The organism is Brevundimonas subvibrioides (assembly GCF_027271155.1).
Lineage (GTDB): Bacteria > Pseudomonadota > Alphaproteobacteria > Caulobacterales > Caulobacteraceae > Brevundimonas > Brevundimonas subvibrioides_D.
On the sequence record NZ_CP114542.1, the window covers coordinates 138,230 to 151,760 of the forward strand.

General features: G+C 68.3%; 14 protein-coding genes. 5 read left to right on the top strand and 9 right to left on the bottom strand.

Annotated elements, in window-relative coordinates:
* The first annotated feature begins 23 nt into the window (after window positions 1-23).
* From ftsY to O3139_RS00755, 3 genes are all read left to right on the top strand, one after another.
* Complete coding sequence (gene ftsY / locus O3139_RS00745) at window positions 24-962, top strand: signal recognition particle-docking protein FtsY (protein ID WP_269514987.1); 939 nt, start codon at window positions 24-26, stop codon at window positions 960-962.
* Window positions 963-1,658, top strand: coding sequence for an inner membrane-spanning protein YciB (locus O3139_RS00750; protein ID WP_269514988.1), 696 nt, complete (start codon window positions 963-965; stop codon window positions 1,656-1,658).
* Window positions 1,659-1,803: 145 nt separating this feature from the next.
* On the top strand, window positions 1,804-2,406 hold the full coding sequence (locus O3139_RS00755; RefSeq protein WP_269514989.1) for a MarR family winged helix-turn-helix transcriptional regulator: 603 nt from the start codon (window positions 1,804-1,806) through the stop codon (window positions 2,404-2,406).
* Here O3139_RS00755 and O3139_RS00760 read toward each other — a convergent pair.
* From O3139_RS00760 to prfA, 5 genes are all read right to left on the bottom strand, one after another.
* Entirely contained in the window at window positions 2,403-2,627 is a 225-nt protein-coding gene (locus O3139_RS00760) for a hypothetical protein (RefSeq protein WP_269514990.1), read from the bottom strand. The genes O3139_RS00755 and O3139_RS00760 overlap by 4 nt on opposite strands.
* A 61-nt stretch (window positions 2,628-2,688) precedes the next feature.
* The gene (locus O3139_RS00765; RefSeq protein ID WP_269514991.1) at window positions 2,689-3,255 is read right to left on the bottom strand and encodes a DsbE family thiol:disulfide interchange protein; all 567 of its coding nucleotides are present in this window, start codon (window positions 3,253-3,255) and stop codon (window positions 2,689-2,691) included.
* Entirely contained in the window at window positions 3,252-3,413 is a 162-nt protein-coding gene (ccmD, locus tag O3139_RS00770) for a heme exporter protein CcmD (RefSeq protein ID WP_269514992.1), read from the bottom strand. Before ccmD ends, O3139_RS00765 begins: the two co-directional genes overlap by 4 nt.
* A complete protein-coding gene (ccmC, locus tag O3139_RS00775) occupies window positions 3,414-4,133 on the bottom strand; it encodes a heme ABC transporter permease CcmC (RefSeq protein ID WP_269514993.1) in 720 nt (239 codons plus the stop codon).
* A gap of 62 nt (window positions 4,134-4,195) precedes the next feature.
* Window positions 4,196-5,263 carry a peptide chain release factor 1 gene (prfA, locus tag O3139_RS00780; RefSeq protein WP_269514994.1) on the bottom strand — a complete coding sequence of 356 codons (1,068 nt, stop codon included), beginning with the start codon at window positions 5,261-5,263 and terminating at the stop codon, window positions 4,196-4,198.
* A gap of 223 nt (window positions 5,264-5,486) precedes the next feature.
* On the opposite strand from prfA, the gene O3139_RS00785 reads away from it, so the two are divergent.
* Both O3139_RS00785 and O3139_RS00790 read left to right on the top strand, forming a co-directional pair.
* Window positions 5,487-6,429, top strand: a protein-coding gene (locus tag O3139_RS00785; RefSeq protein WP_420022311.1) for an IS630 family transposase whose coding sequence is annotated in 2 segments (ribosomal slippage) — window positions 5,487-5,822 and window positions 5,824-6,429 — 942 coding nt in all. Because the reading frame shifts where the segments join, the coding sequence is not laid out codon by codon here.
* 68 nt (window positions 6,430-6,497) lie between these two features.
* Window positions 6,498-7,277: a sulfite exporter TauE/SafE family protein gene (locus tag O3139_RS00790; RefSeq protein ID WP_269514995.1), complete on the top strand. Its 780-nt coding sequence runs from the start codon at window positions 6,498-6,500 to the stop codon at window positions 7,275-7,277.
* A gap of 150 nt (window positions 7,278-7,427) precedes the next feature.
* On the opposite strand, the gene ispG is transcribed toward O3139_RS00790, so the two are convergent.
* The 4 genes from ispG to O3139_RS00810 form a co-directional block, all read right to left on the bottom strand.
* Window positions 7,428-8,567 (bottom strand): flavodoxin-dependent (E)-4-hydroxy-3-methylbut-2-enyl-diphosphate synthase, encoded by a 1,140-nt coding sequence (gene ispG / locus O3139_RS00795; protein WP_420022329.1) that lies wholly within the window; start codon window positions 8,565-8,567, stop codon window positions 7,428-7,430.
* Between the two features lie 60 nt (window positions 8,568-8,627).
* A complete protein-coding gene (locus O3139_RS00800) occupies window positions 8,628-9,761 on the bottom strand; it encodes a helix-turn-helix domain-containing protein (protein ID WP_269514997.1) in 1,134 nt (377 codons plus the stop codon).
* A 173-nt stretch (window positions 9,762-9,934) separates the two neighbouring features.
* A complete protein-coding gene (gene ptsP, locus O3139_RS00805; protein ID WP_269514998.1) occupies window positions 9,935-12,187 on the bottom strand; it encodes a phosphoenolpyruvate--protein phosphotransferase in 2,253 nt (750 codons plus the stop codon).
* 67 nt (window positions 12,188-12,254) lie between these two features.
* Entirely contained in the window at window positions 12,255-13,529 is a 1,275-nt protein-coding gene (locus O3139_RS00810) for an aspartate kinase (RefSeq protein WP_269516507.1), read from the bottom strand.
* Between the last annotated feature and the right edge of the window lie 2 nt (window positions 13,530-13,531).

The window sequence follows — 13,531 nt, forward strand, 5'->3', positions numbered from 1 at the left end:
TCCCCCCGCTAAAGCCCTTGCCCATGACCGACACGCCAAAGAAGGGCTGGTTCCAGCGCCTCAGCGCCGGGCTGGCCCGCTCCAGCCAGCAGATGACCGAGACGGTCGTCGGCGCCTTCGTCAGGGAGCCGCTGGGCGAGGCCGCGCTCGACCGGCTGGAAGAGCATCTGCTGGAAAGCGATCTGGGCCCCGCCGCCACCGACCGGATCGTCGCGCGCTTTCGCGAGCTGCGGTTCGGCAAGGTGTCGGACGAACGCGAGGTCAAGGAGGCCCTGGCCGAGGCGGTCGCCGCAGAACTGCTGCCGCGCCAGGCGACGTTCGATCCCCTGTCGGAAGGCATCAAGCCCTATGTCGTGCTGTTCGTCGGCGTGAACGGCTCCGGCAAGACCACCACGCTCGGCAAGATCGCGGCCGACCTGACGGGCAAGGGGGCCAGGGTCATGATCGTGGCCGGCGACACCTTCCGTGCCGCCGCCCGCGAGCAGCTGAAGGTCTGGGCCGAACGGGCGGGTGCCGATTTCGAGAGCCGCAGGGACGGTGCCGATCCCGCCGGGCTGGCGTTCGACGCCTATACGAAGGCGCGGGCCGAGAACTATGACGTCATCCTGATCGACACGGCCGGTCGGCTGCAGAACAAGTCCGCCCTGATGGACGAACTGCTGAAGATCGTGCGGGTGCTGAAGAAGATCGATCCGGACGCCCCGCACGAGACCCTGCTGGTGCTGGACGCCACCGTGGGCCGCAACGCCCTGGCCCAGGAACAGATCTTCGGCCGCACAGCCTTCGTCTCGGGTCTGGTCATGACCAAGCTGGACGGCACGGCACGCGGCGGGGTGCTGGTGCCGGTGGCCCAGGCGTCGGACGCCCCGATCAAGCTGATCGGGGTGGGCGAGGGGATCGACGACCTGCAACCCTTCGACGCCCGCGCCTTTTCGCGCTCGCTGGTCGGACTGGAAGACTAGATGACCGATGCACAGCCCCACCGCGCAGCCCCGCCGCCCTGGGTGCGCCAGCTGGTCGATTTCGGCGCCCTGCTGGCGTTCGGACTGACCTTTGTCGTCTTCCGGCTGCGCGGCCTTCCCGGCGACGAGGCCCTGGTGCATGCGACCTGGGGTCTGGTGGCGGGCTCGGTCGTGGCCGTGGTCGTCGGCCTGATGGTCGAGAAGCGACTGGCCCTGATGCCGCTGCTGGTCGGCGGGTTCGCCCTGGTGTTCGGGGTCCTGACCCTGCTGACCAATGACGATATCTGGGTCAAGGTGAAGGTCACGGTGCTGAACGCATCGCTGGCCGTGGCCCTTCTGGGCGGGCTGAAACTGGGCAAACAGCCGCTCAAGGCCCTGCTCGGCACGGTCCTGCCGATCAACGATTCGGCCTGGCGGACACTGACGTTCCGGTACGGGCTTTATTTTCTGGCGGTCGCCATCGTCAACGAGCTGATCCGGTCAGAGACGCTCGTGGCCTGGATTGCGGCGCGCGTCGGCATGACCGGCGTCGATCCGGCCGACGTCTGGGTCAGCTTCCGCGGCGTCCTGTGGATCGCCTCCTCCGTGTTCGGCCTGTCGCAGGTGCCGCTGATCATGAAGAACATGATCCCCGACAGCGCCAACGACGGGCCGGTCGATCCCTCGGCACCGGCTCGCCCGGACACGGCGCCCTGACCGGAGGCGAGAGACGATCCGTGCGCCCCGGCCGGCAGCCTGCGCGCGCCGCCATGAAGCGCCCCGCCGGCACCCGGCGGATCAGCGCCATAAATCTGTAAAGCGACGCTGATAACCCTCCGCATACGGCAGAGGGATGTGTGCGATGGTCAAGTCCGGCAAACAGGCGAGGCGGGCGGGCACGCTGGCGGATTCGCCCAGCCATCTGATGCACCGGGTGCTGCAACTGGCGCTCGATATCTATGCCGAAGAGGCCGGGACTGACGGGCCCACCCAGCGTCAGTTCGCCGTGCTGGAGGCCGTGTCGGTCAAGTCCGGCCTGACCCAGACCGATCTGGTCAAGGCCACCGGCATCGACCGCTCGACCCTGGCCGATCTGGTCGCCCGCATGACGACCAGGGGTCTGCTGGCCCGCGAACGCTCCAGCCTGGACGCCCGCGCCATGGCGGTCAGCCTGTCGGCCGAAGGCAAGGCCCTTCTGGACGCCGCGCGGCCCAGGGTCGAGGCCGCGGACAGGCGGATCATGGGCCTGTTGCCCAAGGCCAAGCGCGACGGCTTCCTGGAACTGCTCGGCGAACTGGCCGCCTCGGCCGACGCTGCGCCGGAACAGGCGAAGGCCGAAATCAAGGCGCTGAAGAAGGCCCAGAAGGAAGCCCGGAAGGCAGAAAAGGCGGCCAGGAAGGCGGCCGAACCCGACAAGAAGGCCAGGAAGCCCAAGAAGGCAAAGGCCGTCGAACCCGCGCTCTAGACCCGGATATCCAGCAGCTGGCCAGGTCGGGGCGCGCGCGGCGTTTCCGGTTCCGCCGCCGCCGCCGCTGTGGGCCGTTGCTGAGGCGTCTGCTGGGGCGTCGCCTGAACATCGCCCATCGCCGCGCGGAAGAAGGCCGCCTGGGCCGCGCGCATCTGCGCCCCCTGTCCGGTCGGAGCGGTGGGCAAGGCAGACGGCAGGTCGGGACGGATCGTGCTCATGCCGACAGGGTTAACGAATCCTGTCGATAAAAGGTTAACGGAAATCCCGGAGCGCTATCGCTCAGCGCGACGTCGCCGTCGGCAGCGGTCGGGGTGGGGCGACCAGAGCGTCGGTCATCCGTTTCAGGTCGGCATCGGTCAGCAGCGGCCCGGACGATTTGGCCACAACCTGCCCCATGGCATTGACCGCGAAGCTCTCGGGCACGCCCGAAATCCCCATCTCCAGCCCCGCCCGGCCGTCCTGATCGACCAGCACCATGGCGAACGGATCGCCCAGCTCGTCGAGGAAGGCCTGGGTCGCCTCGGGCTCATCCTTGTAGGCGACACCGACGATGGCCACGCCCTGGGCCTTCAGCTTCAGCAGCTGAGGATGCTCGACCCGGCAGGGCGCGCACCAGCTGGCGAAGACGTTGACGATCATCGGCTTGCCGACACCGGCGGTGCGGATGTCGACGTTCTGGGGCCCCGGCACGCCGTCCTGCAGAATGGGCAGGACCGTCTCGGGCACCGTGCGGCCGACCAGGGCGGCGGGCTTGAACTCTGGATCGCGCTTCAGCGACCAGCCGATGAACAGCACGGCCAGGGCGGCCAGGACCACCAGCGGGATGATGGAGAACCAGCGGCTCATGACTCGACCGTGGCCTGATCTTCCAGCCGCTTCAGCTCGGCCTTCCATTTGCGCGACGCGACGACCGCGCGCAGGACGACCGCGCCCAGCACCACGACGCTGATGCCCCAGGCAGGCCAGACGAAGGCGGCATAGGGGCTCATGTCCAGGTCGAACATCTACGCCTCCAGCGCCATGCGCGCGCGGATCGACTGCACCCGGCGACGCACGATCTCGGTGCGGATGGAGGTCAGCCAGACCGCGAGGAACAGCGCCCCATAGGCCGCCATCATGGTCAGCAGGGGCGCCAGAAAGACCGGGGCCAGCGCCGACCCGCCCGCCCGAAGCAGCGATGCGGGCTGGTGCAGGGTGTTCCACCAGTCGACCGAGAATTTCACGATCGGCAGGTTGATCAGCCCGACCAGACCCAGGATGGCGGCGGCCCGCGCCGCACGCGCCTCGTCGTCGATCGCCGAACGCAGGGCCATGTATCCGAGGTAGAACAGGAACAGGACCAGCACGCTGGTCAGCCGCGCGTCCCAGACCCACCAGGTCCCCCACATCGGCTGGCCCCACAGCGATCCGGTCACGAGGGCCAGCAGGGTGAAGGCCGCGCCCGGCAGGGCGGCCGCCCGCGCCGCCGCATCCGCCAGCGGATGACGGAACACCAGGGCGAAAAAGCTGGAAATCCCCAGCGCCGAATAGGCCATCAGCCCCAGCGACGACGCCGGCACATGGACGAACATGATCCGCACCGTGTCGCCCTGCTGATAGTCGCCCGGCGCGGTGAAACTCAGCCAGATGCCGACCAGAAGCAGGCCCGCGGCCACGACCCACAGCACCGGCACGAGCGGCCGGGTGAACGACATGAAGCGTTGGGGATTGGCGAGGCCGAACATGTCTTTGCGCTCTACGCGGGGCGGCGGCGGCGGGCAAGGGCGCGGTGGTCGCGGCCGTCAGGTCAGGCGAATTCGGCTTCCAGATCGGACAGGCGGGCGGCCTGATCCTCGGCGATCAGGGCGTTCAGCAGGGCATCCAGATCGCCCTCCAGGATCTGCGGCAGGCTGTGCAGGGTCAGGCCTATGCGATGATCGGTCACCCGCCCCTGCGGGAAGTTGTAGGTGCGGATGCGTTCGGACCGGTCGCCCGAGCCAACCTGGGACTTGCGCGCATCGGAGCGGGCGCTGTCCTTCATCTGGCGCTGCATGTCGTACAGGCGCACGCGCAGATTCTTCATCGCCTTGTCGCGGTTGACGTGCTGGGACTTCTCCGAGGACGTCACCACGATGCCGGACGGGAAGTGGGTGATCCGCACGGCCGAGTCGGTCTTGTTGACGTGCTGGCCGCCCGAACCCGATGCCCGATAGGTGTCGATCCGGATGTCCTTGTCGTGGATCTCGATCTCGACGTCCTCGACCTCGGGCAGGACGGCGACGGTCGCGGCCGAGGTATGGATACGCCCCCCCGCCTCGGTCGTCGGCACCCGCTGGACGCGGTGAACGCCGCTCTCGAACTTCAGCCGTCCGAAGACGCCATCGCCCGTGACGGTGGCGATGATCTCCTTGTAGCCGCCCGCGTCGCCCTCGGTCGCCGAGTCCAGCTCGACCTTCCAGCCCCGGTTGGAGGCATAGCGGGAATACATGCGGAACAGGTCGCCGGCGAACAGGGCCGCCTCGTCTCCACCGGTACCGGCCCGCACTTCCAGCACGGCCGAGGCGTTCTCGTCGGCATCGCGCGGTGCCAGCAGCAGGGCGACATCGCGCTCCATATCGGGCAGGCGGGCGTTCAGCGTGTCCAGCTCATCGGCCACCATGGCCGCCATCTCGGGATCGGCCGCCATGGCCTGCAGATCCTCGATCTCCTTCCTGGCCCGGGCGAGCGCCAGCACCGCATCGGCCACCGGCTTCATCTCGGCGTGCTCCTTGGACAGGCGCACGATCTCCTGCCCGTCACTGGCCGCGCCCATGCGCGCCTCCACCTGGTGGAAGCGGTCCAGGACCTGATCGAGCTTGGACTGGGGCAGATGCAAGGGCGGAACATCTCGAAAGGCGAAGGGGCGGAGCCTTATCGCGCGGCGGGCAGCCTGTCGATGCACGGGGCCCGGAGCATCACGGCGGATAACATCGGCGTCATGGGGCGTTACCCTTCGCCTGCACGTGCATTAGAGCGTCGTCGGCTTAGTTGGAATCGAAGGATTCCCCTTTTGGTCGGATCGTGATTCAAGGTTGGGGCTGGATGGGAGGCCAGCTCCGATGCCTCGTCCCTGTTCGATGGATTTGAGAGAGCGGCTGGTGGCTGCCGTTGAGGCGGGCGAGAGCCGGCGATCTGCGGCGCGTCGGTTCGGTGTCAGCGCCTCTGCGGCGGTGAAATGGATGGCGCGGGCACGGTCCGAGGGTCGTCCCTTGCCTCGCCAGATGGGCGGCTATCGCCGCTCGGTGCTGGACCGCGAGCGGGACTGGCTTCTGGCCCGGTTGGCCGAAAAGCCGGACCTGACGATCCGGGCGCTGGTGGTTGAACTGTCGGATCGTGGCGTGAGGGCGGGCGACTGGTCGGTCTGGGCCTTCCTCAAGCGCGAGGGGCTCAGCTTCAAAAAAAACCCTGCACGCCGCCGAACAGGACCGTCCGGACGTGGCCCGAAAGCGGGCGCGGTGGAAGCGTCATCAACACCGGATTGACCCGCGTCGCCTGGTCTTCATCGACGAGACCTGGGCCAAGACCAACATGACCCGCACCCACGGCCGAGCCCGGCGTGGCGAGCGACTGGTGGCCCGGGTTCCGCATGGCCACTGGACCACACTGACCTTCATCGCCGCCCTGCGTCACGATCGGATCGAGGCCCCTATGGTGCTGGACGGCCCGATCAACGGCGATGCGTTCCGAGCCTGGGTCGAGCAGTTCCTGATCCCCACGCTCAGCCCCGGCGACGTCGTCGTGCTCGACAACCTCGGCAGTCACAAGGGCAAGGCCGTCAGGCAGGCCCTCCGAAAAGCCGGGGCCCACCTGATCTTCCTGCCGCCCTACAGCCCCGACCTCAATCCCATCGAACAGGTCTTTTCAAAGCTGAAGACCCTTCTGAAAAAGGCCGACGAGCGCACAGTCGAAGCCACATGGCGACGCATCGGCAGCCTCCTCGACCGCTTCAGCCCATCAGAATGCGCCAACTACCTTAAGCACGCCGGATATGCGTCCAACTAAACCGAACGCGCTCTAGCTCTGCACTAGACGGTCCGTGCGCCTCCCCCGGCGCGGGTCTGGGGGGCTGAATGGAAACGTTTCTGCTGTTTCTGGTCGTGGGCCTGTTCGCCCAAGCAGTCGATGGTGCCCTGGGCATGGCCTACGGCGTGATTTCGTCGTCGGTTCTGCTGGCCTTCGGTGTGCCGCCTGCGACGGCATCGGCCAGTGTGCATGGGGCGGAAGTGTTCACCACGGCGGCTTCGGCCGGATCGCACATCTGGCACCGGAATGTGGAATGGCGGCTGCTGGTGCCGCTGGCCATCGCGGGCGTGATCGGCGGCGTCCTGGGAGCCTATGTGCTGGCGGGGATCGAGGGCGACGTGATCAAGCCGTTCGTGATCGCCTACCTCGCCCTGATGGGCGGCTATATCCTGTGGCGCGCGACACGAAACACGCCCCCGCGGCGCATTCGCCCGGCCTGGATCATGGCCCCCCTGGGAGTGATCGGCGGATTCTTCGACGCCATCGGCGGTGGCGGATGGGGTCCGACCGTGTCCTCGACCCTCGTGGGCGCGGGTGCCGAGCCCCGCCGCGCCATCGGCACGGCCAATACCGCCGAGTTCTTCGTCACCATGGCCATCTCCGCCACCTTCGTCTGGGCCCTTGTGACGGGTCACTGGAAGGATGCGGGGGCTCTGACCAATCACGCTGCGGCAGTAACCGGCCTGGTGGTCGGCGGCCTGCTGGCCGCTCCGTTCGCAGGCTATATCACCCGGATCGTGCCGCATCGGGCGCTGACCTATGCAGTGGGCGGCCTGCTGCTGGTGCTGGCCACCTGGCAGGGGCTCCAGTTGGCCGACGTCCTGTAGATCAGCCGCTCCATGCCGCTTCCACGGGCATCACTTTATCCACCGGGCACCCGATCGAGCTTCTCAACGAGATCGCGCAGTTTGAAGACCGATAATCCGGGGTCGTCGAGGGCTTGCCCTCGGCCGTGACCCAGTCTCCTGACGAGCCTGCTATTCCGCCGCCTGAAGCTCCGCCGCGTCGCGCGCCGCGTTCAGCTCGGCTGCCTTGGCCTCCACCATCTCGACGATGTGCTCGACCATGCCGTCATTGGCCAGTTTGTGGGCGATCTTGCCGTTCAGATAGACCATGCCGGACCCGGCCCCGCCGCCGGTGAAGCCGATGTCGGTATACAGGGCCTCGCCCGGTCCGTTGACCACGCAGCCGATGATCGACAGCGACATCGGCGTCGAGATATGGGCCAGCTTTTCCTCGAGGATGCCGACCGTCTCGATGACGTTGAAGCCCTGACGCGCACAGGACGGGCAGGCGATGATGTTGACGCCCCGGTGGCGCAGACCCAGCGACTTCAGGATGTCGAAGCCGACCTTGATCTCCTCGACCGGATCGGCGGCGAGGCTGACCCGGATAGTGTCGCCGATCCCGGCCCACAGCATGTTCCCCATGCCGATGGCCGACTTGATGGTGCCGGTGCGCAGGGGGCCGGCCTCGGTGACGCCCAGATGCAGCGGGCAGTCGATGACCTCCGCCAGCTGCTGATAGGCGGCGACGGTCAGGAAGGGGTCGGAGGCCTTCACCGAAATCTTGAACTCGTGAAAGTCGTGGTCCTGCAGGATGCGGGCGTGGTTCAGCGCGCTCTCGACCATGGCGTCCGGGCAGGGCTCGCCGTATTTCTCCAGCAGTTCCTTTTCCAGCGACCCGGCGTTGACGCCGATGCGCATGGAGCAGCCGTGGTCCTTGGCGGCCTGGATGACGTCACGGACGCGGCTCGCATTGCCGATATTGCCGGGATTGATTCGCAGGCAGGCGGCCCCGGCCTCTGCGGCCTCGATGCCGCGTTTGTAGTGGAAATGGATGTCGGCCACGAGCGGCACCCTCGCCTCGCGGGCAATGGTGCGGAAGGCGCGGGTGGAGTCCTCGTCGGGGCAGGACACGCGGACGATGTCCGCCCCGGCCTCTTCCAGCTCGCGGATCTGGCCGATCGTCGCATTGGCGTCCGACGTCAGGGTGTTGGTCATCGACTGGACGCTGATCGGGGCGTCGCCGCCGACCGGGACATTGCCGACCATGATCTGGCGGCACTTCCGACGCTCGATATGGCGCCAGGGTCGGATATGGGAATGGTCGCTCATGACGCGTCCAATATAGGCCCGTCGCGGCGACAAGGCCATGACGCGCTTGGACGCGCCGGATCAGCCCGGATTGGCCGGGGTGGACAGGGTCTGATCGGCCGGATCGACGGTCTCGGTCACGCTGGCCTGTGTGGCCAGGGTGGCGCGGGCAGCGGCGGCCTGGGCGGCGGTCGCCTCGACCTGGACCTGGACGGCCGTCTGCCGGGCCAGGGTCTGGGCGCGGGCGTTCAGCTGGGCCAGGGGCGTCAGGACACCGGTCAGGGGGCCACCCAGCTCGCCATTCAGATAGACGTCGAAGGCGGCCGGATCGGACACGTCGATCACGGCTGAGAGACCGGCTGGCGCGCGCCAGGCCTCGCCTGCGGCCAGCTGGCGGGCGAACAGGACCCGTCCGTCGGCCATGCGCACCACCAGCGCCCCGGCCTTCTTCGCCTGCAGCACGACCTGGGAGGCATTGGCGGCGGCCCCATAGATCGCCCCGCGCGGATTGAAGGCGGCCTGGACGGGCGGAGCGTTCCGGGCGGCCGCGGCGGCGACGGCGGCCGTGTCCGTGGGATCGATGCCCGTCAGCTCGGCCTCGAGGCCCGGCGTGATGTAGAGGGCGGGGGTGGTCTGGTCCGGCGGCGCGGCCAGCGGCGCGCCCACCCGCACGATGTCCTGACCGGGGACGTCGCCCAGCGACCAGCTTTCCGGAACCTCGGCGATGTCGGACGGCTGGGGCGCCTGCATCAGGCTGATCCGCTGGAAGACGTTCCAGCCGATGACGGCCACGGCCAGCATCAGGACAGTGCCGATGATGCGCGGCGAATAGCGCTTCACATCCTCGAAGGCGACGCCGACCGGAGCCTGCAGCGCCACCGAGGCATCCGGCGTCTCGCGCTTGTAGCGTTCGACGGCCAGCTGTTCGTCCAGGCCCAGCGCGCCGGCATAGGCGCGCACATAGCCGATGGCGAAGACCCGCGATGGCAGGGCGGAGACGTTGTCCTCCTCCAGGGCGCGCAGATAACGTTCGTGAACCCGGGTGTCGGCGGCCAGTTCGGCCAGGGACCGGCCCGACAGCTCGCGCGCCTTGCGCAGGCCGGAACCCAGAGTCGCTGCTTCAGTGATGGAGGGCACGGGGTCCTTCCAGTCGGGGTGGGCCCGAAACTCATCGGGGACGGTCCCCGCATCCAGCGCCATGACGCCATGCCCCATACTCGGCGTCGTCCTGACAACGGGCGCCGTACTCAACCAGTCACCGCCTACCACGCCGGTATGACAGTCACCGCCTCCCCCCGGAGGCACACTCGTAGCGTCTTGTGGATAACCCATTTTGGTTGCCGTATCAACGTCTTGTTAAGCATGCGGGCGTCCCGGGCAGGGACGCTTCACAAACCGACGTTCAACTTCCGGGCCAGGCTTTCGATCTCGTTGCGGATCGAACCGGCCGACGATCCCAGCAGATTGGTCATGCCGCGCCGCGCCGCGACCAGATCGGCCGACAGGATCATCCGCTTCACCGGACCCACCCCGCCGGCCGGGGCCGACAGGCGCGTGAATCCCAGTGCAATCAAGGCGAAAGCTTCCAGCGGACGGCCCGCCAGCTCTCCACAGACCGACACCGGCGTGCCCGTCTCGGTACAGGCCTTCTGGATGGACTGGAGCGCGCGCAGGGCCGGAGGCGACAGGGCGTCGTAGCGATCCGACACCAGCGGATTCGTCCGGTCCGCCGCATACATGTACTGGAAAAGGTCGTTGGACCCCACCGAAACGAAGTCGGTCAGCGGCAGCAGTGCGTCCAGATGCCACAGCAGGCTGGGGCATTCGATCATGGCGCCGACCCGCAGGCGCGCGGGCAAGGGACGTCCCCGCCGACGCGCCCATTCGCATTCGACGTCGACCAGCTCGCGCGCGGCGCGGAACTCGTCCACGGTCGCGATCATGGGGAACATGACCCGCAGCTCGCGCCCCGCCCCGGCCGCCAGCAGCGCGCGCAGTTGCAGGCGCAGCAGGGACGGCCGGTCCAGACCCAGGCGGATCGCGCGGCGGCCGAGGGCGGGATTCTCCTCCCGCTCGGTGGTCTCCATATAGGGCAGGACCTTGTCGCCCCCGATGTCCAGGGTGCGGAAGGTCACCGGCCGATCGCCCGCGGAGTCCAGCACCAGCCGGTAAAGCGCGGTCTGAGAGTCCAGCCGCGGCAGTTCCTCCGACACCATGAACTGGAACTCGGTGCGGAACAGGCCGATGCCCTCGGCCCCGGTCGCGTCCAGGTTCTCCAGATCGACCGCCAGACCGGCATTGGTCAGAAGGGTGATTCGCGTGCCGTCGGCCGTGATCGCGGGCACGTCGCGCAGCTTGGCGAACTCGGCCTGACGCTGATCGCGCACGGCCATGCGCGACTGGACCGATTCCAGCATATCGGGGCGGGGGCGCAGATGCGCCTCCCCCGTCTCGCCGTCGACGATGACCAGATCGCCCTCGCTCAGCCGGTCGCGGATGCCCTGCAGACGACCGACGCAGGGGATCTGCAGCGCCCGCGCCACGATGGCGGCATGGCTGGCCGCCGACCCCTCCTCCATCAGAAGGCCGCGGATGCGGTCGCGCGGATATTCCAGCAGGTCGGCCGGGCCCAGGTTCCGGGCCACCAGTATGGCGTCGTCGGGCAGGACGCGCTGTCCGGGATTCTCGCCCCCCAGCACCCGCAGCAGCCGGTTGGCCAGGTCCTCGAAGTCGTGCAGGCGTTCCTTGATGTAGGGATCCCGCGCCTGGGCGAAGCGGGCGCGGTGCTCGTTGCGCACCCGGTCCACGGCGGCCTCGGCCGTCAGACCGCCCCGCACCGCCTCTTCCAGCGACCGGTTCCAGCCCCGGTCGTCGGCGAACATCCGGTAGGTTTCCAGCACCTCGAACGACTGGCCGGCCAGCTTGCCCTGACCCCCGTCCAGCAGGGCGTCGATGGAGGCCTTGAGCGTCAGCAAGCCTTCGCGCAGCCGGATTTCCTCGACCTGCTGGTTCTCGGCCAGCAGCCGTTCGGGCGGCAGGGGGGCTTCGTGCAGGACGACGTGGCCGAACGCCAGACCTTCGGCGAACCTCTGGCCCTTGATGCGCTCGGGCCGGTGCGGCGCAACCTCGATGTCGCGCAATTCCTCCTGGGCCAGCAGTTCGCCATTGGCCACGGTCTCGGCCAGCACCATGGCGATGGTCTGGATGTCCTCAACCTCGTCGGGATCGTAGCGGCGCTCGGACTTGTTCTGGACGACCAGCACGCCGATGGCCCGGCCCCCGCGCAGCAGGGGCGCGCCGAGGAAGGCGTGATAGGGATCCTCGCCCGTTTCCGGCCGATAGGAGAAGCTGGGGTGGTTGGGCGCGTCCGACAGGCTGATCGGCTGGGCCATGCGCGCGACCTCGCCCACCAGACCCTCGCCGGCCTTCAGCCGCGTGGCGTGGACGGCGTCGCGGTTCAGGCCGTGGGTGGCGAACAGCTCCAGCTCGCCCGACGCCCGCCGCAGATAGATGGAGCAGACCTCGGCCACCATGGACTGGGCGATGGTGGTGACGACGACGTCCAGACGCCCCTGGGCCGGGCCGCCGTCGGCCATGGCCTCGCGGATCTGGCGCAGGAGGACGCGTGGCCCCCTCGTCATCGTTCCGCCCGCTACCGGCATGGTGTCTCCCGTCCACACCCGAGATAGGGCGAGGATTCAGACAACGCTATACAGCATCCAGCCCATAGGCCGAATGCAGGGCGCGGACGGCCAGTTCGGCATAGGCGGCGTCGATCAGGACGCTGATCTTGATCTCCGAGGTCGAGATGGCCTGGAACTTGACGCCCTTGTCGGCCAGCGCCCGGAACATGGTCTGGGCCACGCCCGCATGGCTCCGCATGCCGACGCCGACGACCGAGACCTTGGCCACGTCCTCGTCGACGCGGATCTCCTCGAAGCCGATGTCGGTCTGGGCTGCACGCATCAGGTCGGCAGCGCGCGCCGCGTCGCGGCGGCCGGTGGTGAAGGTCAGGTTGACCGCGCCTTCGGTCCGCGCCTGGGACTGGACGATCATGTCGACATTGACGCTGGCCTCGGCCAGGCGGGTGAAGACGTCGGCGGGGGCGTCGACCCGGTCGGACAGGCCCAGCAGGGTGATCCGGGCCTCGTCACGGCTCATGGTCACGCCGGACACGATGCGTTTTTCCACGATTTCTTCCTCGTCACAGATGAGCGTGCCGGACTTGGCGGGCAGGACGCCGTTTTCGTCGGGTTCGATGAAGCTGGACAGGACGCGCACAGGCACCTGTTTGGCCATGGCCAGCTCGACCGAACGGGTCTGGAGCACCTTGGCCCCCAGGGAGGCCATTTCCAGCATCTCCTCGTAGGAGACCTTTTCCAGCCGCCGGGCCCGGCTCTCGATGCGGGGATCGGTCGTATAGACGCCGTCCACGTCGGTATAGATGTCGCACGGACAGCCCAGGGCCGCCGCCACCGCCACCGCCGAGGTGTCCGATCCGCCGCGGCCCAGGGTGGTGATCCGGCCCGACGGCGAAATGCCCTGGAACCCCGGCACCACCGCGATCTCTCCGGCGTCCAGCGCGGCCCCCAGGACGTCACCCGGCACGTCGACGATGCGGGCGCGGGCGTGATCCTCGTCGGTCAGGATGGGGATCTGCCAGCCCATCCAGCTGCGGGCATTCAGGCCCATGTTGCGCAGGGTGATGGCCAGCAGGCCCGAGGTGACCTGTTCGCCGGAGGCGACGACCACATCGTATTCATCGTCCGACAGCGGCAGGCCGGCGGCGGCCGCACCCGCCCCGTCCGTCCAGGCCACCAGCTCATTGGTCTTGCCCGCCATGGCCGACACCACGACGGCGACGGAATGTCCGGCCCGGACCTCGGCGGCGACGATGCGCGCGGCACGACGGATGCGCTCCAGGTCGCCCATGGAGGTGCCACCGAACTTCATCACCAGGCGTCTGGACACCGGCGTCGTCATCG

What these genes read in the sequence shown, in the direction of transcription:
- O3139_RS00750 (WP_269514988.1), top strand. Translation starts at nt 963, where the DNA reads ATGACCGATGCACAGCCCCACCGCGCAGCCCCGCCGCCCTGGGTGCGC.
- O3139_RS00810 (WP_269516507.1), bottom strand. Translation starts at nt 13,529, where the DNA reads ATGACGACGCCGGTGTCCAGACGCCTGGTGATGAAGTTCGGTGGCACC.
- O3139_RS00765 (WP_269514991.1), bottom strand. Translation starts at nt 3,255, where the DNA reads ATGAGCCGCTGGTTCTCCATCATCCCGCTGGTGGTCCTGGCCGCCCTG.
- ispG (WP_420022329.1), bottom strand. Translation starts at nt 8,567, where the DNA reads ATGAGCGACCATTCCCATATCCGACCCTGGCGCCATATCGAGCGTCGG.
- ccmD (WP_269514992.1), bottom strand. Translation starts at nt 3,413, where the DNA reads ATGTTCGACCTGGACATGAGCCCCTATGCCGCCTTCGTCTGGCCTGCC.
- O3139_RS00755 (WP_269514989.1), top strand. Translation starts at nt 1,804, where the DNA reads ATGGTCAAGTCCGGCAAACAGGCGAGGCGGGCGGGCACGCTGGCGGAT.
- O3139_RS00760 (WP_269514990.1), bottom strand. Translation starts at nt 2,627, where the DNA reads ATGAGCACGATCCGTCCCGACCTGCCGTCTGCCTTGCCCACCGCTCCG.
- O3139_RS00800 (WP_269514997.1), bottom strand. Translation starts at nt 9,761, where the DNA reads ATGGGGCATGGCGTCATGGCGCTGGATGCGGGGACCGTCCCCGATGAG.
- ptsP (WP_269514998.1), bottom strand. Translation starts at nt 12,187, where the DNA reads ATGACGAGGGGGCCACGCGTCCTCCTGCGCCAGATCCGCGAGGCCATG.
- ccmC (WP_269514993.1), bottom strand. Translation starts at nt 4,133, where the DNA reads ATGTTCGGCCTCGCCAATCCCCAACGCTTCATGTCGTTCACCCGGCCG.
- O3139_RS00790 (WP_269514995.1), top strand. Translation starts at nt 6,498, where the DNA reads ATGGAAACGTTTCTGCTGTTTCTGGTCGTGGGCCTGTTCGCCCAAGCA.
- ftsY (WP_269514987.1), top strand. Translation starts at nt 24, where the DNA reads ATGACCGACACGCCAAAGAAGGGCTGGTTCCAGCGCCTCAGCGCCGGG.